Origin of the sequence: Uniformispora flossi (genome assembly GCF_049534875.1) — a bacterium.
Classification (GTDB): Bacteria; Actinomycetota; Actinomycetes; order Streptomycetales; family Streptomycetaceae; genus Yinghuangia; species Yinghuangia aomiensis.
On record NZ_JBMULZ010000003.1, the window covers coordinates 451,365 to 472,652 of the forward strand.

Here is a 21,288-nt window from a genome sequence, read left to right on the forward strand (position 1 = left end):
CGTGGGGGAGTGCGGTCAGCTGGAGCGGCGGCGGATCTTGTTGCCGAGCCACACCAGCGGGTCGTACTTGCGGTCGGCGACGCGCTCCTTCATCGGGATCAGCGCGTTGTCGGTGATCTTGATGTGCTCGGGGCACACCTCGGTGCAGCACTTGGTGATGTTGCAGTAGCCCAGGCCGTGTTCCTCCTGGGCGGACTTCTGCCGGTCGGCCACGTCGAGCGGGTGCATGTCCAGCTCGGCGATCCGCATGAGGAAACGGGGCCCGGAGAACGCCGGCTTGTTGTCCTCGAAGTCGCGGATCACGTGGCAGGTGTTCTGGCACAGGAAGCACTCGATGCACTTGCGGAATTCCTGCGAGCGCTCGACGTCCACCTGCTGCATGCGGTAGTCGCCAGGTTCCAGCCCCTCCGGCGGGGTGAACGACGGGACTTCGCGGGCCTTGGCGTAGTTGAACGACACGTCGGTCACCAGGTCGCGGGTCACCGGGAACGTCCGCATGGGCGTGACGGTGATGGTCTCGTCCTCGGTGAACGTGCTCATGCGCGTCATGCACAGCAGCCGCGGCCGCCCGTTGATCTCCGCGCTGCACGAACCGCACTTGCCGGCCTTGCAGTTCCACCGCACCGCGAGATCGGGCGCCTGGGTGGCCTGGAGGCGGTGGATGATGTCGAGGACGACCTCGCCCTCGTTCACCTCCACCGTGTAGTCGCGCAGCTCGCCGCCGTCCGCGTCGCCGCGCCAGACGCGGAAGTTCGCTTTGTACGACATCAGTTGCCTTCCTCTTCCGCGTCCGCTCGCGTGGCCTCGGCCTGCGCGTCGGCGGGCAGTTCGGCGTCGGTCAGGTACTTCATCAGCTCGTCGCGCTCGAACAGCGCAAGCAGGTCGGCACGCATCGGCTCGGGGGAGCGCCGCACCAGGTCGACGTGCCCGCCGTCCGCGGCGAGAGTGCAGGTCAGCAGGACCTGGCGCCACTCCGCGGACATGCCGGGGTGGTCCTCGCGGGTGTGCCCGCCGCGGCTCTCCTCCCGCTCCAGCGCCGCTTTCGCAATGCACTCGGAGACCAGCAGCATGTTCCGCAGGTCGATCGCCAGGTGCCAGCCGGGGTTGAACTGCCGGTGGCCTTCGACACCCGCCTTGGCGGCGCGCTCCTTCAGCTCCTCCAGACGGGTGAGCGCCTCGGCCATCTCGCCCTCGCGGCGGATGATGCCGACGAGGTCGTTCATCGTCTGCTGGAGTTCCTGGTGGACCGAGTACGGGTTCTCCGCACCTTCGTTGCCGAACGGCGCGAGCGCCTCCGCGGCGGCCTCGTCGAGCTGCTCTTCGGCGACGTCGCGGCGCTCCTCGCCCAACTCGTCGACGTACTGGGCCGCGTACAGCCCCGCACGGCGGCCGAACACCAGCAGGTCGGACAGCGAGTTGCCGCCGAGCCGGTTGCTGCCGTGCATGCCGCCGGCCACCTCGCCGGCCGCGAACAGGCCCAGCACGCCGGGTGTGGCGGCGGTGTCCGGATCGACCTCGATGCCGCCCATCACGTAGTGGCAGGTCGGGCCGACCTCCATCGGCTCGGCGGTGATGTCGACGTCCGCGAGTTCCTTGAACTGGTGGTGCATGGAGGGGAGTTTGCGCCGGATGACGTCCGCGGGCAGGCGGGTCGACACGTCCAGGTACACACCGCCGTGCGGGGTGCCGCGGCCCGCCTTGACCTCGGAGTTGATGGCGCGGGCGACCTCGTCGCGGGGCAGCAGCTCGGGCGGGCGCCGGTTGTTGTCCGGGTCGGTGTACCAGCGGTCGCCTTCCTCCTCGGACTTCGCGTACTTCTCCTTGAACACGTCCGGGATGTAGTCGAACATGAAGCGCTTGCCCTCGGAGTTGCGCAGCACCCCGCCGTCGCCGCGCACCGATTCGGTGACCAGGATGCCCTTCACACTCGGCGGCCAGACCATGCCCGTCGGGTGGAACTGCACGAACTCCATGTTGACCAGCGAGGCGCCGGCCAGCAGCGCGAGCGCCTGGCCGTCGCCCGTGTACTCCCACGAGTTCGAGGTGACCTTGAACGACTTCCCGATGCCGCCGGTCGCCAGCACGATCGCGGGCGCCTCGAAGACCACGAACCGGCCCGACTCGCGCCAGTAGCCGAACGCGCCGGTGATCCGGTTGCCGGTCTCACTGCCCGCGTCCGGCACGGTCAGTAGGCGCGTGACGGTGGCCTCCTGGAAGACCTTCAGGCGGGCCTCGTAGTCGCCGTGCTCCTTGAAGTCCTCCTGCTGGAGGGCGACGATCTTCTGCTGGAGCGTGCGGATCAGCTCCAGGCCGGTGCGGTCGCCGACGTGCGCGAGGCGCGGGTACTCGTGGCCGCCGAAGTTGCGCTGGCTGATCCGGCCGTCCTGGGTGCGGTCGAAGAGCGCGCCCCACGACTCCAGCTCCCAGACCCGGTCCGGGGCTTCCTTGGCATGCAATTCGGCCATGCGCCACAGGTTGAGGAACTTGCCGCCGCGCATCGTGTCGCGGAAGTGCACCTGCCAGTTGTCGTTGCTGTTGACGTTGCCCATCGAGGCGGCGATGCCGCCCTCGGCCATGACCGTGTGCGCTTTGCCGAACAGGGACTTGCAGATGACCGCCGTGCGCTTGCCCTGCATCCGCGCCTCGATCGCCGCCCGGAGCCCGGCGCCGCCGGCCCCGATCACGACGACGTCGTAGCTGTGCCGTTCCACTTCTTTGGACATGAAAGCTCGGTGCCTTTCCCGGTACGTGGATGACTCACATGCGGACTCAGAAGAAGCGCGGGTCGGCGAACGCGTCGGACGCGACCAGGTACACGTACAAGTCCGCGATCGCGACGCTGAACAGCGACGCCCACGCCAGCTGCATGTGGCGCACGTTCAGGCGGCTGACGAGCTGCCAGTAGCGGTACCGCACCGGGTGCTTGGAGAAGTGCTTGAGCCGCCCGCCGACGATGTGCCGGCACGAGTGGCAGGAGAGCGTGTACGCCCAGATCAGCGTGACGTTGGCGAGCAGCACCAGGGTGCCCAGGCCCATGTGCCCCCACGCGCCGTGCTCGTCGCGGAAGGCGATGATCACGTCCCAGGTGAGGATGCCGCCGACGAGGATCGCGAAGTACAGGAAGTAGCGGTGGATGTTCTGGACGATCAGCGGGAACTTCGTCTCACCGCTGTACTTCGACCGCGGCTCGGGCACCGCGCACGCGGACGGCGACGCCCAGAAGCCGCGGTAGTAGGCCTTGCGGTAGTAGTAGCAGGTGAGGCGGAAGCCGAGCGGGAAGATCAGCACGATCAGCGCCGGGGACAGTCGCCACCAGTCCCCGAAGACCGGGACGTTGGCGCTCATCGGCATGCTGTCGCAGTTTTCCGCCAGGCATGGCGAATAGAACGGCGAGACGTACGGTTCGGCGAAGTAGTCGGCGTTCGCGAAGGCCCGCCAGGTCGAGTAGATGATGAACGCGACCAGGATCGTCACGGTGACGGCCGGGGCCAGCCACCAGCGGTCCGTACGGAGGTGCCGTTCCTTGATCTGCGCCCTTCCGGGCGCGGCGGTGCCGGTGGCCATGCGTGGGTGCCCTTCTCGGCTGACGGTCGTCCTCTGTGGGTGCGTGCCCCGCTACGTCCGCTGGGGCCGCATGCCGCCGATGCCCTCGTCGTCCGCATCGGCGAACAGGGCGGGGTCGTACGGCACTTCGGGAAGCGGTTCGAGTGGTGAGGGAGCGTCTTCGCGCGGCTCGGACGGGCCCGCGGGCGGCGCGTGTTCGCACAGCAGGTCGAGGGAATCCTTCAGCCGGTCGACGTCACCGCATACGCGGCGCACGTCCAGCGTGTTCCCCATCCGGTTCTTCACCGACCTGAGGACCCGGTCGAGTTCGTCCAGCTTGCGCCGGGCCCGGGTCAGGTCGTAGTCCACGATCGCCGTCATGTCGCGCGCTCACCCCCTGGTCGCCGGTCCCGCGCCGTCGGGGGACCGGTTGGTCGGTGTTGCGGACGTGCATTTTCGTACGCGGGCATGCCGGATCACGCCGGCGGCCGCTCGCGGTGCGAACCCCGGAAGTGTGGCGCGATCCATGATTGGTTGGAAAGTACCCTGTGGATCTTTTTCGCGACCGCGCGCGGATTTCCGGCGGGGGCGGGGACCGAGGCGGAATGCGACCGGTGTGGATCGAATCGCGGGTGGTCGGATTTTCGATCTTGAATTCCCGATCAAGGAATTCAAGATCACCTTTCCGCGGGCGCGACGCTTTCCGGCAGCAGGGCGCGACGTCGGCGAGCCTCGGCAGCCCGGGCGCGAGCCGCCGGGCTTTGGCAAGGCGGCGAATTGCGTCGCCCGGCCGGTCGTCCCGGGCGAGCGCGAGCGCGGCGGTGCAGTGGATTTGCGCCGCGGCCGCGGCACCAGACACCAGGCGCAGACCGATCCGGCAGTGGCGCAAGGCGGCACGGGTGTCCCCGTTGTGGAGCGCGTGCAGAGCTTCGCCGTCACCGGCGAGAGTGAGCATCGGGCCCGTGCGGGCGGCCGCGATCAGCCGGTCGGCGTCGACGTCGGGGCCGGCGGCGAGCAGCACCGTGCCGCGGCTTTCCTGCCGCATCGTGCGGTAGTAGCCGGCACGCAGCCTGACGAGGGCCGCGGCCGCCGTCGCGGGCGGCTCGGCATCCGGCGGAACTCCGGCGGCAAGCGCCTCGGCGTCGTCGTACCGCCCCTCCGTCAACGCGATGCCGGCCTCCAGAACCGCGGCCTCGCCCGCGGTGGTGGTCCCGGCCGCGATAGCCGCGCGGATCGCGGCGGTATCGCCTACGGAGGCGGCGCTGAAAACCGGCCACGCCGCCTTGCGGAGCGTTCCGCCGGGCGGCATGGCCGCGGCACCGCGGAACGGCAGGACGAATACGGTCCAGCCCATGGCGCCCGGCTGGAACTGCCCCAGGAACGCCGCGGTCGCCAGCACGATTGCGCCGCACAGGCCGACGCCGAGGCCGCCCGGAACGGCGAACGCGGCGACCGCGCTGCCGGCCATGCTCGCGGCGGTCAGCGCCTGCGCGGCCCAGTAACGCGGGACGGCGCCGGGAAGCCCGGGGTCGAACGGGCGCAGCGTGGTCGCCACGAGGGGGAGCCCCCGCCGTACGACCAGCAGGTCGCCGCGCAGGTGCGACGACCGGAAAGCGCCGAGACCCAGGACGACATGGGCGCTGGGCAGCCCCACCGCGGCGGCCCACAGAGCGGAGAACAGTCCGTAGATGAAAGACGCCGCGAGGAATCCCAGCAGCAGCCCGCCGAACACCGCGGACCCGCCCGCATGGTCCTTGTCCAGCTGCGGCACGAGCACCACAGCCGGCAGATAGCACAGCAGGAAGGGGAGCATCGGGCCGCGGAGCCTCGGACGCTTCTGCCGCGTCGAACGGCGATCGGACCTGGTCATGGCCGAATTTGTTGCATACCCGACCGGGCATGATCGCCGGTTTGGCCAATCTGTTACCGGCGTAGCCCGGGGGTCACTCCTCCCGCACCGTCGCCGCCGGGCTGGTCTCGATCCGGGCCCGCGTCGCCGTCACGCGGGGGCGGCCCGGGAGGGCGCGGTCGGCTTCGGCCAGGGCTTCGCGGGCCGCGTCGATGTCGCCCGCCGCGCACGCGGCCAAGGCGTAGGTGCACAGTGCGTCGGCGTAGCCCGCGCGGGTGCCGCGCTTTTCCGCGCGGACTTCGCGGCGGGCGGCGCGGACCGCCTTTTCCGGCTTGCCGTGCAGGACCAGCAGGAGCGGGTGGCCTTCCTCCTCCTCGGCGAACTTCAGGAGCGCGCCGGAGGGGTGCAGCATGTAGTCGGTCTGCCGGAGCGCGTCCTCCGCGGCGGCCAGGTTTCCGGCCAGCGGGACGGCGCCCATGACCAGTGCCTGGACGGCGACCTCGCCGAAGAGCGTCCGCGCCGTCTCCCACTCGTGGTCCGCCGGGTGCAGCCGCTCCAGGAATCCGCGGGCCAGCTCCACCGCCTGCGCGTCGTCGGCGCGCGCCTCGGCGGCCAGCACCTGGCCGTACGCGCGGTACGGCTGCGCCAGCGGCCCGTCCGGCATCAGGTCGGCGAGCTGCGACACCGTCGCCACATCCCCGGCGGCGTAGGCCTCGCGCAGCCGCTCGTGCAGGAGCCGGGCCCGCGTGGTGGTCTCGTGCTCGCCGGGCAGCGCGCCCGCCAACCCCGGCTCCGGCGCCTCGGCTCCCGGCCCGAACGGATTCCCGCCCGCCCCCGGCGCCCGGCCCGTCTCCGGCGCGTCCGCCCCGGACCCGCCGAACGGCCCGCTGCCGAAACTGCCGCCGCCCGCGTCCGGCGCGCCGCCCGGCGTCCCGAACGCGGCGTCGGAGTCGTCCCGCCGCCGTGCCCACCGCCGCCGCATCCGCTCGCTGAAGGAATCGCTCACAGGGACGATTCTGCCGGGTCGCCCGGGTTTCCCGTACGTGAGCGGGGTCCCCGCCGGGTCCCGGAGCCCGCCGCGGACCGAGGCCGGACCCCCGCGCCCCGTACGATAGGGAGTGCCGCGGCGGACCGGCCCGGCTGGCATCCCGGCATATCCGGCGGAACCGGACGACACGTGCCTCGCGGATGCGACGTCCCGAGCCCAACGGAAGCCAACACCCGCATGCCCACGCGCAACGACATCCGCAACGTCGCCATCGTCGCCCACGTCGACCACGGGAAGACCACCCTCGTCGACGCCATGCTCAAGCAGGCCGGCGCCTTCGGCGCGCACCAGCACGTCGACGACCGGGTCATGGACTCGAACGACCTGGAGCGCGAGAAGGGCATCACGATCCTCGCCAAGAACACCGCGGTGAAGTACCACCCCGCGGACGGCGGCGACCCGATCACCATCAACATCATCGACACCCCCGGCCACGCCGACTTCGGCGGCGAGGTGGAGCGCGGCCTGTCGATGGTGGACGGCGTCGTGCTGCTGGTCGACGCGTCCGAGGGCCCGCTGCCGCAGACCCGCTTCGTGCTGCGCAAGGCGCTGTCCGCGAAGATGCCGGTCATCCTGTGTATCAACAAGGTCGACCGGCCCGACGCCCGGATCGCCGAGGTCGTCGACGAGACGTACGAGCTGTTCATGGACCTCGACGCCACCGAGGAGCAGATCGAGTTCCCGATCGTCTACGCGTGCGCCCGCGACGGCATGGCGTCGCTGAACCGCCCGGACAACGGCGGCACGCCGGACAACAAGGACCTGCAGCCGTTCTTCCAGACCATCCTGGACACCATCGCGGCGCCGACGTACGACGAGGGCGCGCCGCTCCAGGCGCACGTCACCAACCTCGACGCGTCGAACTTCCTCGGCCGTATCGCCCTGTGCCGCGTGCACAACGGCACCATCAAGAAGGGCCAGCAGGCCGCCTGGTGCCGCCACGACGGCACGATCGAGCGGGTCCGCATCACCGAGCTGCTGATGACGGACGCGCTGGAGCGCAAGCCCGCCGAGGAGGCCGGCCCCGGCGACATCATCGCGATCGCCGGCATCCCGGAGATCATGATCGGCGACACCATCGCCGACCCGGAGGACCCGCGTCCGCTGCCGCTCATCACCGTCGACGAGCCGGCCATCTCGATGACCATCGGCACCAACACCTCGCCGCTGGTCGGCAAGGCGGGCAAGGGCCACAAGGTCACCGCGCGCCTGGTGAAGGACCGCCTGGACAAGGAGCTGGTCGGCAACGTGTCGATGCGGGTCCTGCCGACCGAGCGCCCCGACGCGTGGGAGGTCCAGGGCCGCGGCGAGCTGGCGCTGGCGATCCTCGTCGAGCAGATGCGCCGCGAGGGCTTCGAGCTGACCGTCGGCAAGCCGCAGGTGGTCACCAAGGAGATCAACGGCAAGGTGCACGAGCCGTTCGAGCGCCTGACCATCGACTCGCCCGAGGAGTACCTGGGCGCGATCACCCAGCTCCTGGCGAGCCGCAAGGGTCGAATGGAGACCATGACGAACCACGGCACCGGCTGGATCCGGATGGAGTTCGTGGTCCCGGCCCGCGGCCTCATCGGCTTCCGCACCGAGTTCCTCACCGAGACCCGCGGCACCGGCATCGCGCACAGCATCCACGAGGGCTACGAGCCGTGGGTCGGCGAGCTGCGCACCCGCAACAACGGCTCGCTGGTGGCCGACCGCTCCGGCGTGGTGACCGCGTTCGCGATGACCAACCTCCAGGAGCGCGGCACGCTGTTCATCGAGCCGACCGTCGAGGTGTACGAGGGCATGATCGTCGGCGAGAACTCGCGCTCCGACGACATGGACGTGAACATCACGAAGGAGAAGAAGCTCACGAACATGCGCTCGTCCACCGCGGACGAGACCGAGAAGCTCATCCCGCCGCGCAAGCTGTCGCTCGAGCAGGCCCTCGAGTTCTGCCGCGAGGACGAGTGCGTGGAGGTCACCCCGGAGACGGTGCGCATCCGCAAGGTGGTGCTGAACCAGCAGGAGCGGGCCCGCGCGGCGTCGCGCGCCAAGCGCTCCTGACGCTCCCGGCCGGGTCGCCGCGAGGCGATCAATAACAGTCGGGAATGAGCAAAAAAGAACATCGAAAGAACAAGAAAAAGGCGCGGCCGCCGGCCGCGCCTTTTTCTTGATCGCATTCCGTTTCTGCAAACCGTTCGGCTGTTATATTCGGAATGCGGGCTCGGGAAGATCGTTCAACCGATCGATCCGCGGATGTATCGACTCATTCGGCGGCTCATAGTCCGGACCGTGGGTCATCGGGTTTTTCCGGATTGATCGCCGTCAAGTGCGCTCATCGAACAGCGGGAACCGTTGAGCGGTGATCGGGATCTCCGCGACCGTCGCGCGATTCGTCCCGATGCGGCGGCTTTTCGCAGGAATTTCGGCGGCAGGCTTAACTGAAATGCAATCGTCCAAGCCTGGCTGTAGGTCGATATGCCGTCGGATAGTTGCGCTTGCGTCCGAGAGGTATTTCGCGCTCGTCCCCCTGCACGGCCTCGGACGCCGACAAGATCGCAATGCCCTCCCCCCTTCCTGTCCGAAGAGTCTTCGAGGAGGCAGACCGTGCGTGGATCTACGCGCGTGAAGGTCGGCGCGGCGCTGACGGTGGTCGCGTTGGCCGCGACCGCGTGCAGCAGCGGCAGCGACAGCAAGAACGCAGGTGGCAGTTCGCCGAGTGCGGGCGGCAGCGCTCCGGCCGGCAACCCGAACGGTGTCTACAGCTATCAGAGCGGCGAGCCGCAGAACCCGCTCCAGCCGGCGAACGCGAACGAGAACCAGGGCGGCCGCATCCTCCAGGTGCTGTTCCGCGGTCTGTACACCTTCGACCCGAAGGACGGCCACCCGATACCCGCGATGGCGGACAAGGTGGACAGCCCCGACGCACAGAACTACACCATCAAGATCAAGCCCGGCTGGACGTTCCACAACGGCGAGCCCGTCACCGCGAAGTCCTTCGTGGACGCGTGGAACTGGGGCGCCAACGCCAAGAACAAGCAGCTGAGCGCCGACCCGTGGTTCGCCGACATCGAGGGCTTCAAGGACGTCCACCCCGAAGAGGGCGACCCCAAGGCCGACACGATGACCGGCCTCAAGGTGGTCGACGACACCACGTTCACGGTCAAGCTGAGCCAGCCGGTGTCGAGCTTCAAGTACAAGCTCGGCTACGTCGCCTACTCACCCCTGCCGCAGGCCTTCTACGCCGACCCCGCGAAGTTCGGCGAGAACCCGGTCGGCAACGGCCCGTACCAGATGGACGGCGCCTGGGAGCACAAGGTCCACCTCAAGCTGAAGACCTTCGCGAACTACAAGGGCGACGACAAGCCGAAGAACGGCGGCATCGACTTCAAGTTCTACACGTCGGCCGAAGCGGCGTACACCGACCTGCTGTCGGACAACCTCGACGTGATGGACCAGGTCCCGACCACCCAGCTCGGCAAGTACAAGCAGGACCTCGGCGACCGCGCCGTGGACCAGCCGCAGGCGTCCATCCAGCTCGTCGGCATCGCGCTGTACGACCCGGCGTGGAGCAAGCCCGGCATGGAGAAGGTCCGCCAGGGCATCTCGATGGCGATCGACCGCGACACGATCACCAAGACCGTGTTCAAGGGCGCACGCAAGCCGGCCGACTCGTGGGTCTCGCCGGGCATCAACGGCTACCTGCCGGGCACCTGCGGCGACTTCTGCAAGTACGACCCGGCCAAGGCCAAGCAGTTCGTCCAGGAGGGCGGCGGCATCCCGGGCAACAAGCTGACGCTGATCTACAACGGTGACGCCAACCACAAGGAATGGGTCGACGCCACCTGCAACAGCATCCGCCAGACCCTGAACGTCGAGTGCGTGGGCGACCCGAAGCCGACCTTCAAGGACTCCCGCAACATCATCCAGGGCAAGAAGGTCACCGGCGGCCTGTTCCGCACCGGCTGGCAGGCGGACTACCCGCTCAACGGCAACTTCCTCGCGGACGTCTACCGCACCGGTGCCGCGTCGAACGACTCCGGTTACAGCAACCCGAAGTTCGACGAGCTGACGAAGCAGGCGGACGCCAACCCGGACCTCAACGCCGCGGTCAAGCAGTACCAGGAAGCGGAGAAGCTCCTGGCGGCCGACATGCCGCAGATCCCCCTGTGGAACTACCAGTCGACCACCGGCTACTCCAAGAAGGTCACCAACGTGACCTACGTGTGGAACGGCGACCCGGACTTCACCCAGGTGGTCGTCAAGTAACCGCAGTCGGTTCGGAACGACCCGTCCCGAGACGGCGCGTCCGGGCGGGAGCGGCCTCCGCCGCCCCGCCCGGGCCCCGAACGAGCGCGGCCCGGCGGCACGGTCCAGCCCACGAGGCGGCCGGGCCGCCTTGTGGGCTGCACCGACCGACTGGAGGTGACCGATGGGGCGCTATGTCGCGCGGCGGCTGCTCCAGATGATCCCGGTATTCCTCGGCACGACCATGTTCATCTACTACATGGTCTACAAACTGCCCGGGGACCCTATTTCGGCACTGTACGGCGACAAGGCCGCCGACAAGGTCTTCGTCCACGCGAAGCGCCAGGAACTCGGCCTCGACGACCCGTTCCTCGTGCAGTACTGGCACTACCTCAAAGCGATCGTCCTGCACTGGGACTTCGGCGTGACGTTCTCCGGCCGGCCCGTGTGGGAGGAGATGAAGCAGGCTTTCCCGGTCAGCCTGCGGCTGGCGACCGTCGCGGTCGCCTTCGAGATCGTCGTCGGGATATCGCTCGGTCTGCTGAGCGGGCTGCGACGCGGCAAGTTCGCCGACCGCATCGTCCTCATCATCACGCTGCTCATCATCTCGATTCCGATCTTCGTGCTCGGGCAGATCGTGCAGTGGACCGTGGCGATCCAATGGGATCTGACCAAACCCACCGTCGACGACGAAGCCAGCTGGGGCAGCCTCCTCATGCCCGGCTTCGTGCTCGGTGCGATCGCCGTCGCGTTCCTCGCCCGCGTCACGCGGACGACCATCGTGGAGAACATGCGCGCGGACTACATGCGTACCGCCACCGCGAAGGGCCTGCCGCGGCACCGCGTGGTGACCGTGCACCTGCTGCGCAACTCGCTCATCCCCATCGTCACGCTGGTCGGCACCGACCTGGGGACGCTGATGGGCGGCGCGATCGTCACGGAAGGCATCTTCAACGTGCACGGCGTCGGGTATGCCGTGTTCCGGGCGGTCCAGCTGAACGAAGGGCCCACGGTCGTCGGGTTCGTGACCGTCCTCGTCCTGATCTTCCTGGCCTGCAGCCTGATCGTCGACCTGCTCTACGCGGTCCTTGACCCGAGGATCCGATATGTCTGAGACCACGACTCCCGACACCAACCCGGAGCCCACCAAGCCCACGCTGCCCGAACAGCGGGCGAGCGACCTGGCCGCCGCGGAGGGGGCGACCCTCCAGAAAGCCGCGGTCCTCGCCGCCGAGAAGGTCGAAGCACCGCACAGCCTCGCCTCGGACGCTTGGCACGAACTGCGGCGCAACCCCTTCTTCGTGGTCTCCGGCGTGCTGATCCTGCTGCTGCTGACGATCGCGGCCTTCCCGCGCTGGTTCACCGGCAAGAGCCCGCGCGACGCCGAACTCCGCGAGCACTACATCGATCCGCCGAAGTGGTCGCACTTCTTCCAGGCCGACTGGTTCGGCTACGACGGCCAAGGCCACAGCATCTATGCGCGGATGATCTACGGCGCCCGCGCGTCGATCATCGTCGGCGTCGCCACCACGGTCATGGTGGCGATCCTCGGCATCGTCATCGGCATGCTGGCCGGCTACTACGGCGGCTGGGTGGACTCCATCCTGTCCCGCGTCGTCGACGTGTTCTTCTCGATCCCGCTGCTGCTCGGCGCGCTGGTGATCCTCATGGTCACCAAGGACCGCAACGAATGGACGGTGGTCCTCGCCCTGGGCATCCTGGGCTGGACCCAGATAGCCCGCATCATGCGCGGGTCGGTGATGACCGTGAAGAACTCCGACTTCGTGGTCGCCGCCCGGGCGCTCGGCGCCCGCACCCCGCGCATCCTGATGCGGCACATCCTGCCCAACGCGATCGCGCCGGTCATCGTCGTCTCGACGATCTCGCTCGGCGTGTTCATCGCCTCGGAGGCGACGCTGTCGTTCCTCGGCATCGGGCTGCGCGAACCCACCGTGTCGTGGGGCCTGGACATCGCGTCCGCCCACGAAGTACTGCGCGACGCACCGCACGTGGTGTTCTTCCCGTCCGCGTTCCTCAGCGTCACGGTGCTGAGTTTCATCATGCTCGGCGACGCGGTCCGCGACGCCCTCGACCCGAAGCTGCGTTAGGGGGCGGCGGTGACCATCGACATCACGGATCCGGTACTCGTGAACCCGGACATGCCCTTGCTCGAAGTCGACGACCTGCATGTGGAGTTCCACACCCGCGACGGTGTGGCGCACGCGGTCAACGGCGTCTCCTACCAGGTGCACCCCGGCGAAACCCTCGCGGTGCTCGGCGAATCGGGCTCCGGCAAATCGGTGACCGCCCAGGCGATCATGGGCATCCTCGACATGCCGCCGGCCCGGATCTCCAAGGGGGCCATCCGGTTCGAGGGCCAGGACATGCTCAAGATGCGCAAGGAAGAGCGGCGGAAGCTGCGCGGCCAGCGCATCGCGATGATCTTCCAGGACTCGCTGTCCGCGCTGAACCCGGTCTACTCGGTCGGCTTCCAGCTCGGCGAGATGTTCCGGGTGCACCGCGGCATGTCCCGCAAGGACGCCAAGGCCAAGGCCGTCGAGCTGATGGACCTGGTCAAGATCCCGGCGGCCAAGGCGCGCGTCGGCGACTACCCGCACCAGTTCTCCGGCGGTATGCGCCAGCGCATCATGATCGCCATGGCGCTGGCCCTCGAACCGGACCTGATCATCGCGGACGAGCCGACCACCGCACTCGACGTGACGGTGCAGGCCCAGGTGATGGGCCTGCTCGCGGAACTCCAGCAGGAGTTCCGGATGGGCCTCATCCTCATCACCCACGACCTCGGCGTGGTCGCCGACGTCGCCGACAACATCGTGGTGATGTACGCGGGCCGCATCGTCGAACGCGCCCCGGTCCACGCGATCTACGCGAACCCCGGCCACCCGTACACCAAAGGCCTGCTCGCCTCGATCCCGCGGCTCGACCTCAAGGGCCAGGATCTTTATGCCATCAAGGGCATTCCACCCAATCTGACCCGGATTCCACCCGGTTGCGCCTTCAATCCGCGCTGCCCTTACGCCCAGGACCTCTGTCGCACCGAGGTGCCGGCCGTCCTCGACCTCGGCGCGCACCGGCAGAGCGCGTGCCATTTCGCCCAGGCCGTGCTCGACGGCGAACTCCAGGCATCCGACGGGCTCGACGAGCTCGACGGCGTCGACGGGCGCGACGGGGAGGTGTCCGCGGATGTCCGGTGAGCCGATCCTGCGTGTGGAGAACCTGGTCAAGCACTTCCCGCTGACCCGGGGCATCCTGTTCCAGACCAAAGTGGGCGCCGTGCAGGCCGTCGACGGCGTCTCCTTCGACCTGCACCCCGGCGAAACACTGGGCCTGGTCGGCGAGTCCGGCTGCGGCAAGTCGACCGTCGCGAAGCTGCTCATGAACCTGGAGCGGCCGACGGCCGGAAAAGTCCTGTACAAGGGCAACGACATCACCCGGGTGACCGGCAAAGCACTCAAGGCGGTGCGCCGGAACATCCAGATGGTCTTCCAGGACCCCTATACATCGCTGAACCCGCGCATGACCGTCGGCGACATCGTCGGGGAGCCGTTCGCCATCCACCCGGAGGTCGCCCCGCGCGGCGACCGGCGCAAGAAGGTGCAGGACCTGCTCGACCTCGTCGGGCTCAACCCGGAGCACATCAACCGGTACCCGCACCAGTTCTCCGGCGGGCAGCGGCAGCGCATCGGCATCGCCCGCGGCCTGGCGCTGAACCCGGAGATCATCATCTGCGACGAGCCGGTGTCGGCACTCGACGTGTCGGTGCAGGCGCAGGTCGTCAACCTGATGGAGCGGCTCCAGGCGGAGCTGGGGCTCGCGTACGTCTTCATCGCGCACGACCTGTCGGTCGTCCGGCACATCTCCGACCGGGTCGCGGTCATGTACCTCGGCAAGATCGTGGAGATCGGCACCGAGACGCAGATCTACGACCACCCGACGCACCCGTATACGCAGGCGCTGCTTTCGGCCGTTCCCGTGCCCGACCCCGCGGGCCGCGACGAACGCGAGCGGATCCTGCTCACCGGGGACGTCCCGTCGCCGGCGAATCCGCCCTCGGGCTGCCGCTTCCGCACCCGCTGCTGGAAGGCCCAGGACATCTGCGCCCAGGAGGAGCCGCCGCTCCAGATCCGCTCCGGCCTGGGCGCCGAAACGGCGCACGCCAGCGCGTGCCACTTCGCGGAGGAACGGGACATCGTGCACGCGCACTGACCGCCGGGAGCTGCCCGCGCGGTGGCGATCCGCACAGCGGCAGGGCGCCCGTCCGCACCGCTGAACGGACATCGCGCACCGGTCAAATACCACCCCGCCAGGGTGCCGCCTCGACAGAGGTGGCACCCTGGTCTTTTGTGTCCGCACGCTACGCGCGTCACACCAGGAAATGCCTGGTCGATGGGCCTTTTGGGTTCCGCCACTCTGCGTAGCGTTTCCCCCTCCGGGGGTCGAGGTAGGGGCGCGATGTGGTTGTTCGTTCATCGGACTGTATGCTCCGGGCAGCGGTACGCCGTGTCCGATTGGTCACGCACGATCCGGGAACTGTTCGGCTAATGGATGCCCAGTCGTCGAGACGATCCGGAGAGGCGCGTGACCAAACCGCAATCCTTCAGACTCTTGGAGGGCGGGAATCGGTGACGGATAGTAGATGCGCTTGTGCTCGGACCACGGTCATGCGCTCGGTGGCGCGACTGGACGGGCATCCGCGGCGAGGACACCCACGGGTTGCCCGTCGTACTTCACTTCCGAAGTGATCCATGAGGAGGCAACCCATGCGCGGAACGACGCGCGTGAAGTGGCTCGCCGGGGCCGGCATGATCGCCCTGGTCGCCACGGCATGTGGTGGTGGCAGCAGTGACAACAAGAGCGGCAGCTCGGCGTCGGCGGGTGCCGGCGGCGGCAGCTCGACGGGTTACTACACCGCGAGCAGCACGGAGCCGCAGAACCTGCTGCAGCCGGCCAACGCGAACGAGACCGGCGGGTTCTACCCGCTGAGCATGATGTTCCGCGGCCTGTACACGTACGACCCCAAGACCGGTGACACCGTCCCGGCCATGGCCGAGTCGATGGAGTCCACGGACTCCACGAACTGGACCGTGAAGCTCAAGTCGGGGTGGACGTTCCACAACGGCGAGCCGGTCACCGCGAAGTCGTTCGTCGACGCTTGGAACTGGGGCGCGGTCTCCACGAACAAGCAGATCAACGCCACGTGGTACCAGCCGATCGAGGGCTACGACCAGGTCCACCCGGCGCAGGGCAACCCGACCGCGACGACCATGTCGGGCCTCAAGGTCGTGGACGACAACACGTTCACGATCAAGCTGACCCAGCCGATCTCCTCCTTCAAGGCGCAGATGGGCTACACGCCCTTCATGCCGCTGCCGCAGGAGTTCTACAAGGACCCGCAGAAGTACGGCGAGGCCCCGATCGGCAACGGCCCCTTCCAGCTCGACACCGCCGCGGGCGGCTGGCAGCGGAAGAAGCAGATCACGGTCAAGCGCTACGACGCTTACAAGGGCAACGACAAGGCGAAGTCGGCCGGCGTGACGCTGGTCTTCTACACGACCTACGACGCCGCCTACACCGCGCTGCGCGACAACAAGCTGGACGTCATCGACCAGATGCCGACCTCGGCGATCGCCTCCTTCCAGAAGGACCTCGGCGACCGCGCGATCGTCCAGCCGCAGCTGTCGATCCAGAAGATCGGCTTCCCGCTGTACGACCCCGCGTGGGCGACCCCGGGTGCCGCGAAGGTCCGCCAGGGCCTGAGCATGGCGATCGACCGCGCCGCGATCACCAAGGCCATCTACAAGGGCCTCGAGGTTCCGGCCACCGACTGGCTCGCCCCGGGCATCCCCGGCCACAGCGACGTCTGCGGCGACGTGTGCAAGTACGACCCGGCCAAGGCGAAGCAGCTCGTCGCCGAGGGCGGCGGCATCCCGCACGGCAAGCTGACCATCGCGACCAACGCCGACGGCCCGCACCGCGAGTGGGTCACCGCCGTCTGCAACAGCATCAACCAGACGCTGGGGTCGCAGGCGTGTGAGCCGAAGCTCTACCCGGAGTTCTCGGTCGCCCGTGACGAGATCACCAACAAGAAGATGACCTCCGCGTACCGGACCGGCTGGAAGGCCGACTACCCGTACCCGGACAACTTCCTGAACGACATCTACCGCACCGGTGCGGCGTCGAACGACGCGGGTTACAGCAACGCGAACTTCGACAACCTGGCCAAGCAGGCCATGGCCGCCTCGGACAAGAACCAGTCGCTCGACCTGTGGAAGCAGGCCCAGGGCCAGCTCGCCCAGGACCTGCCGTCCATCCCGCTCTGGTACTACACGACGAAGGCCGGCTACTCGACCAAGGTCTCGAACGTCCAGATGGACGTCTTCGGCAACCCGGTGTTCACCGAGGTCACCGTCAAGTAGTGACAAGGCACTGACGGTCCCGGCCGCTCCCGATCGGAGCGGCCGGGCCGTCGGAGCGTCGCAAGCGGACCCAGCCGGCGCAGTCGAACGGACGGCGCCGGCTGCAGGCCGTGTCACCCGAGCAGGAGGCTGACATGGGGCGTTACATCATCAGGCGGCTGCTGATGATGATCCCGGTGTTCATCGGGACCACGTTCTTGATCTATTTCATGGTGTACAAGCTGGGTGGCGACCCCATCTCGGCCATGTTCGGCGACCGCGGGGCCGACCCGGTCTTCGTCGCCCAGAAGCGGGCCGAGTACCACCTCGACGACCCGTTCTTCGTGCAGTACTGGTACTACCTGACCGGCCTCCTCAAGGGCGACTTCGGCACCAGCTTCTCGGGCATCCCCGTCTGGGACGAGCTGAAGAACGCTTTCCCGATCTCGCTGCGCCTCGCGCTCATCGCCTTCGCGATCGAGATCGTCATCGGCGTCACCGCCGGGCTCCTCGCGGGCCTGCGCCGCGGCAAGTTCGCCGACTCCGTGGTCCTCGTGGCCACCCTCGTCGTGATCTCGATCCCGGTCTTCGTGCTGGGCTTCGTGCTGCAGTACTGGCTCGGCCTCAAATGGGGCGTGTTCGCGGCCACCGCGAGCACCGAACCCACGTGGAGCGAGCTGATCCTCCCCGGCATCGTGCTCGGCTCCCTGTCGCTGGCGTTCGTCGCCCGATTGACGAGAACGAGCATCGTCGAGAACATCCGCGCCGACTACGTGCGCACCGCCACCGCGAAGGGCCTGCCGCGCCGCCGCGTGGTGACCGTGCACCTGCTGCGCAACTCGCTCATCCCGGTGGTCACCTTCCTCGGGGCCGACCTCGGATCGCTGATGGCGGGCGCCATCGTGACCGAGGGCATCTTCAACGTCAACGGCGTAGGCCGCCTGATCTACCTGGCGGTCACCAAGCACGAGAGCGCGACGGTCGTCGGGGCGGTGGCCTTCCTGGTCATCATCTACCTCTTCATGAACCTGATCGTCGACCTGCTGTACGCCGTCCTGGACCCGAGGATTCGGTATGCCTGAGTACGAAAAGGAACAGGGCGAGCAGCTGCCGACCCGCAGCAACGAGATGCCGCACTTCGGCGGGCAGGAGTTCCGCACGCTCTCCATGTCCGACGAGGAAGGCACCACGGTCGAGAAGGCCGGCGCCTACGCCGAGCCGATCGACAAGGGCCCGCAGGACAAGCCGCGCGGCGCGTGGGCCGAGGCGTGGCGCGAACTGCGCCGCAGCCCGCGGTTCTACATCTCCGGGCTGCTCCTGCTGCTGCTGATCGTGATGTCGTTCTGGCCGAGCCTGTTCACCAGCACGGACCCGCGCAACTGTCCGATCCTGGACACCGACATCAAGCCGAACGGCGACCACTGGTTCGGCACCAACACGCAGGGCTGCGACATCTACGCCCGCACGATCTACGGCGCCCGCGCCTCGATCATCGTCGGTGTCGCGACCACCGCCGGCGTGGTGCTGCTCGGCGGCCTGGTCGGCGCCCTGTCCGGCTACTTCGGCGGCTGGGTCGACTCGATCCTCGCGCGCGTCACCGACATCTTCTTCGGCATCCCGCTGCTGCTCGGCGCGCTGGTCTTCATGAGCGCCTTCCCGAACGACCGCAGCATCTGGCTGGTGGTCGGCGCCCTCGCGGTCTTCGGCTGGATGCAGATCGCGCGCATCATGCGCGGCTCGGTGATCACCGTCAAACAGTCCGATTACGTGGTCGCGGCCAAGGCGCTCGGCGCCAGTACGCAGCGCATCCTGATGCGCCACGTGCTGCCGAACGCGGTCGCGCCGGTGATCGTCGTCGCGACGATCTCGCTGGGCACCTTCATCGCCACCGAGGCGACGCTGTCCTTCCTCGGCATCGGCCTCCCCCCGACCGAGATCTCGTGGGGCGCGGACATCAGCAGCGCGACCACGGTCATCCGGGACCAGCCCTACCAGCTGTTCTTCCCGTCGCTGTTCCTCTCCGTGACGGTGCTCAGCTTCATCCTGCTCGGCGACGCGGTCCGCGACGCCCTCGACCCGAAGCTCCGCTGACCGGGGGAGGGGAAGACACCAAGTGACGACGAATCAGTTGACGAAGCCCGCCAAGAACGAGCCGGTGCCCGGTGCGCCGCTCCTCGAAGTGGACGATCTGCACGTCGAGTTCCGCACCCGCGACGGCGTCGCCAAGGCGATCAACGGCGTGTCCTACTCGGTCGCGGCCGGCGAGACCCTCGCGGTGCTCGGCGAGTCGGGTTCCGGCAAGTCGGTGACCGCCCAGACCATCATGGGCATCCTCGACATGCCGCCCGGGGTCATCACCGGCGGCGAGATCCGGTTCCACGGCCGCGACATGCTCAAGATGGGCAAGGAAGAGCGGCGGAAGCTGCGCGGCGAGAAGATCGCCATGATCTTCCAGGACTCGCTGTCCGCGCTGAACCCGGTCTACTCGGTCGGCTTCCAGCTCGGCGAGATGTTCCGGGTGCACAAGGGCATGTCCCGCAAGGACGCCAAGGCCAAGGCCGTCGAGCTGATGGACCTGGTGAAGATCCCGGCGGCGAAGCAGCGGGTGTCGGACTACCCGCACCAGTTCTCCGGCGGTATGCGCCAGCGCATCATGATCGCCATGGCGATGGCGCTCGACCCCGAGCTGATCATCGCGGACGAGCCGACCACCGCGCTCGACGTGACGGTGCAGGCGCAGGTCATGGACCTGCTCGCGGAACTCCAGCGCGAGCGCAACATGGGCCTGATCCTCATCACCCACGACCTCGGCGTGGTCGCCGACGTCGCGGACAAGATCGCGGTGATGTACGCGGGCCGGATCGTCGAGGAGGCGCCGGTGCACGAGCTGTACCGCCGCCCCGCGCACCCCTACACCGAGGGCCTGCTCGCGTCGATCCCGCGGCTCGACCTCAAGGGCCAGGACCTGTACGCCATCAAGGGCCTGCCGCCGAACCTCATGCGCATCCCGACCGGCTGCGCGTTCAACCCGCGCTGCCCGTACGCGCAGGACGTCTGCCGCACCGACGTCCCGCCGCTGCACCCGGTCGCGCCCGGCCGCGGCAGCGCGTGCCACTTCGCGAAGGAGGTCCTCGATGGCACCCTCGGGTGAGAACATCCTGGAAGTCCGCCAGCTGGTCAAACACTTCCCGCTGACCCAGGGGATCGTGTTCCAGAAGCAGGTCGGCGCGGTCAAGGCCGTCGACGGCGTGACGTTCGACCTGGTGCACGGCGAGACGCTGGGCCTGGTCGGCGAGTCCGGCTGCGGCAAGTCGACCGTGGCGAAGCTGCTGATGAACCTGGAGCGCGCTTCGGCGGGCCAGGTGCTGTACAAGGGCGACGACATCTCGAAGCTGTCCGGCCGGGCGCTGAAGAGCGTGCGCCGGAACATCCAGATGGTGTTCCAGGACCCCTACACGTCGCTGAACCCGCGTATGACGGTCGCGGACATCATCGGCGAGCCGTACAGCATCCACCCGGAGGCCAAGCCCAAGCAGGGCGTCAAGACCCGGGTCCAGGAACTCCTGGAGCTGGTGGGCCTCAACCCGGAGCACATCAACCGGTACCCGCACCAGTTCTCCGGCGGGCAGCGGCAGCGCATCGGCATCGCCCGCGGCCTGGCGCTGAACCCGGAGATCATCATCTGCGACGAGCCGGTGTCGGCACTCGACGTGTCGGTGCAGGCGCAGGTGATCAACCTGATGGAGAAGCTGCAGAACGAGTTCGACCTGTCGTACATCTTCATCGCGCACGACCTGTCGATCGTCCGGCACATCTCCGACCGGGTGGCCGTGATGTACCTGGGCAAGATCGTGGAGATCGGCACCGAGACCGAGATCTACGACCACCCGACGCACCCCTACACGCAGGCGCTGCTGTCCGCGGTCCCCGTCCCGGACCCGCAGGGCCGCGACGCCCGCGACCGCATCATCCTCACCGGCGACGTCCCCTCCCCGGCTAACCCGCCCTCGGGCTGCCGCTTCCGCACCCGCTGCTGGAAGGCCCAGGACATCTGCGCGCAGGAGGAGCCGCTCCTGCAGATCCGCAAGGGCCTCAAGGGCGAAGCCGTCCACGAGAGCGCCTGCCACTTCGCCGAAGAGCGGGACGTCGTCCACGCCCACTGACGCGAACCGCACACGACGCCGGGCCCGGCACCCTTCGGGGAG

16 protein-coding genes and 1 pseudogene are annotated in these 21,288 nt (G+C 68.3%); 11 read left to right on the top strand and 6 right to left on the bottom strand.

All coding sequences use genetic code 11. The annotated features are described in order from the left end of the window. Window positions 1-15: 15 nt before the first annotated feature. From ACPA54_RS09230 to ACPA54_RS09255, 6 genes are all read right to left on the bottom strand, one after another. Window positions 16-768, bottom strand: a complete 753-nt coding sequence (locus tag ACPA54_RS09230) for a succinate dehydrogenase/fumarate reductase iron-sulfur subunit (RefSeq protein ID WP_423528184.1) — start codon at window positions 766-768, stop codon at window positions 16-18. Further along, complete coding sequence (locus tag ACPA54_RS09235) at window positions 768-2,723, bottom strand: fumarate reductase/succinate dehydrogenase flavoprotein subunit (RefSeq protein ID WP_423528185.1); 1,956 nt, start codon at window positions 2,721-2,723, stop codon at window positions 768-770. The genes ACPA54_RS09230 and ACPA54_RS09235 overlap by 1 nt, the downstream gene beginning before the upstream one ends. 46 nt (window positions 2,724-2,769) lie before the next feature. Next, window positions 2,770-3,564: a hypothetical protein gene (locus ACPA54_RS09240; protein ID WP_423528186.1), complete on the bottom strand. Its 795-nt coding sequence runs from the start codon at window positions 3,562-3,564 to the stop codon at window positions 2,770-2,772. A gap of 51 nt (window positions 3,565-3,615) precedes the next feature. Beyond that, window positions 3,616-3,837: a hypothetical protein gene (locus tag ACPA54_RS09245; RefSeq protein WP_423528187.1), complete on the bottom strand. Its 222-nt coding sequence runs from the start codon at window positions 3,835-3,837 to the stop codon at window positions 3,616-3,618. Continuing rightward, the gene (locus ACPA54_RS09250; protein WP_423528188.1) at window positions 3,800-5,356 is read right to left on the bottom strand and encodes a hypothetical protein; all 1,557 of its coding nucleotides are present in this window, start codon (window positions 5,354-5,356) and stop codon (window positions 3,800-3,802) included. The genes ACPA54_RS09245 and ACPA54_RS09250 overlap by 38 nt, the downstream gene beginning before the upstream one ends. A gap of 130 nt (window positions 5,357-5,486) precedes the next feature. Next, window positions 5,487-6,398 (bottom strand): hypothetical protein, encoded by a 912-nt coding sequence (locus tag ACPA54_RS09255; RefSeq protein WP_423528189.1) that lies wholly within the window; start codon window positions 6,396-6,398, stop codon window positions 5,487-5,489. 219 nt (window positions 6,399-6,617) lie between these two features. Between ACPA54_RS09255 and typA the strand changes: the two genes are divergently transcribed. From typA to ACPA54_RS09310, 11 genes and pseudogenes are all read left to right on the top strand, one after another. Next, a complete protein-coding gene (gene typA, locus ACPA54_RS09260; RefSeq protein WP_423528190.1) occupies window positions 6,618-8,483 on the top strand; it encodes a translational GTPase TypA in 1,866 nt (621 codons plus the stop codon). Between the two features lie 543 nt (window positions 8,484-9,026). Then, window positions 9,027-10,688: a peptide ABC transporter substrate-binding protein gene (locus ACPA54_RS09265; protein ID WP_423528191.1), complete on the top strand. Its 1,662-nt coding sequence runs from the start codon at window positions 9,027-9,029 to the stop codon at window positions 10,686-10,688. A gap of 163 nt (window positions 10,689-10,851) precedes the next feature. After that, complete coding sequence (locus ACPA54_RS09270) at window positions 10,852-11,781, top strand: ABC transporter permease (RefSeq protein WP_423528192.1); 930 nt, start codon at window positions 10,852-10,854, stop codon at window positions 11,779-11,781. Continuing rightward, on the top strand, window positions 11,774-12,775 hold the full coding sequence (locus ACPA54_RS09275) for an ABC transporter permease (RefSeq protein WP_423528193.1): 1,002 nt from the start codon (window positions 11,774-11,776) through the stop codon (window positions 12,773-12,775). The genes ACPA54_RS09270 and ACPA54_RS09275 overlap by 8 nt, the downstream gene beginning before the upstream one ends. A gap of 51 nt (window positions 12,776-12,826) precedes the next feature. Further along, window positions 12,827-13,801, top strand: a pseudogene (locus ACPA54_RS09280) (ABC transporter ATP-binding protein); the annotation flags it as partial. 70 nt (window positions 13,802-13,871) lie between these two features. Continuing rightward, window positions 13,872-14,894, top strand: coding sequence for an ABC transporter ATP-binding protein (locus ACPA54_RS09285; protein ID WP_423528194.1), 1,023 nt, complete (start codon window positions 13,872-13,874; stop codon window positions 14,892-14,894). A gap of 554 nt (window positions 14,895-15,448) precedes the next feature. Continuing rightward, the gene (locus ACPA54_RS09290; RefSeq protein ID WP_345675927.1) at window positions 15,449-17,104 is read left to right on the top strand and encodes a peptide ABC transporter substrate-binding protein; all 1,656 of its coding nucleotides are present in this window, start codon (window positions 15,449-15,451) and stop codon (window positions 17,102-17,104) included. Window positions 17,105-17,238: 134 nt separating this feature from the next. Continuing rightward, on the top strand, window positions 17,239-18,165 hold the full coding sequence (locus ACPA54_RS09295; protein ID WP_423528195.1) for an ABC transporter permease: 927 nt from the start codon (window positions 17,239-17,241) through the stop codon (window positions 18,163-18,165). Beyond that, the gene (locus tag ACPA54_RS09300; protein WP_423528196.1) at window positions 18,158-19,174 is read left to right on the top strand and encodes an ABC transporter permease; all 1,017 of its coding nucleotides are present in this window, start codon (window positions 18,158-18,160) and stop codon (window positions 19,172-19,174) included. Before ACPA54_RS09295 ends, ACPA54_RS09300 begins: the two co-directional genes overlap by 8 nt. Before the next feature lie 22 nt (window positions 19,175-19,196). Then, complete coding sequence (locus tag ACPA54_RS09305; protein WP_423528197.1) at window positions 19,197-20,234, top strand: ABC transporter ATP-binding protein; 1,038 nt, start codon at window positions 19,197-19,199, stop codon at window positions 20,232-20,234. Beyond that, window positions 20,218-21,246, top strand: a complete 1,029-nt coding sequence (locus ACPA54_RS09310; RefSeq protein ID WP_423528198.1) for an ABC transporter ATP-binding protein — start codon at window positions 20,218-20,220, stop codon at window positions 21,244-21,246. Before ACPA54_RS09305 ends, ACPA54_RS09310 begins: the two co-directional genes overlap by 17 nt. The last annotated feature ends 42 nt before the right edge of the window (window positions 21,247-21,288 follow it).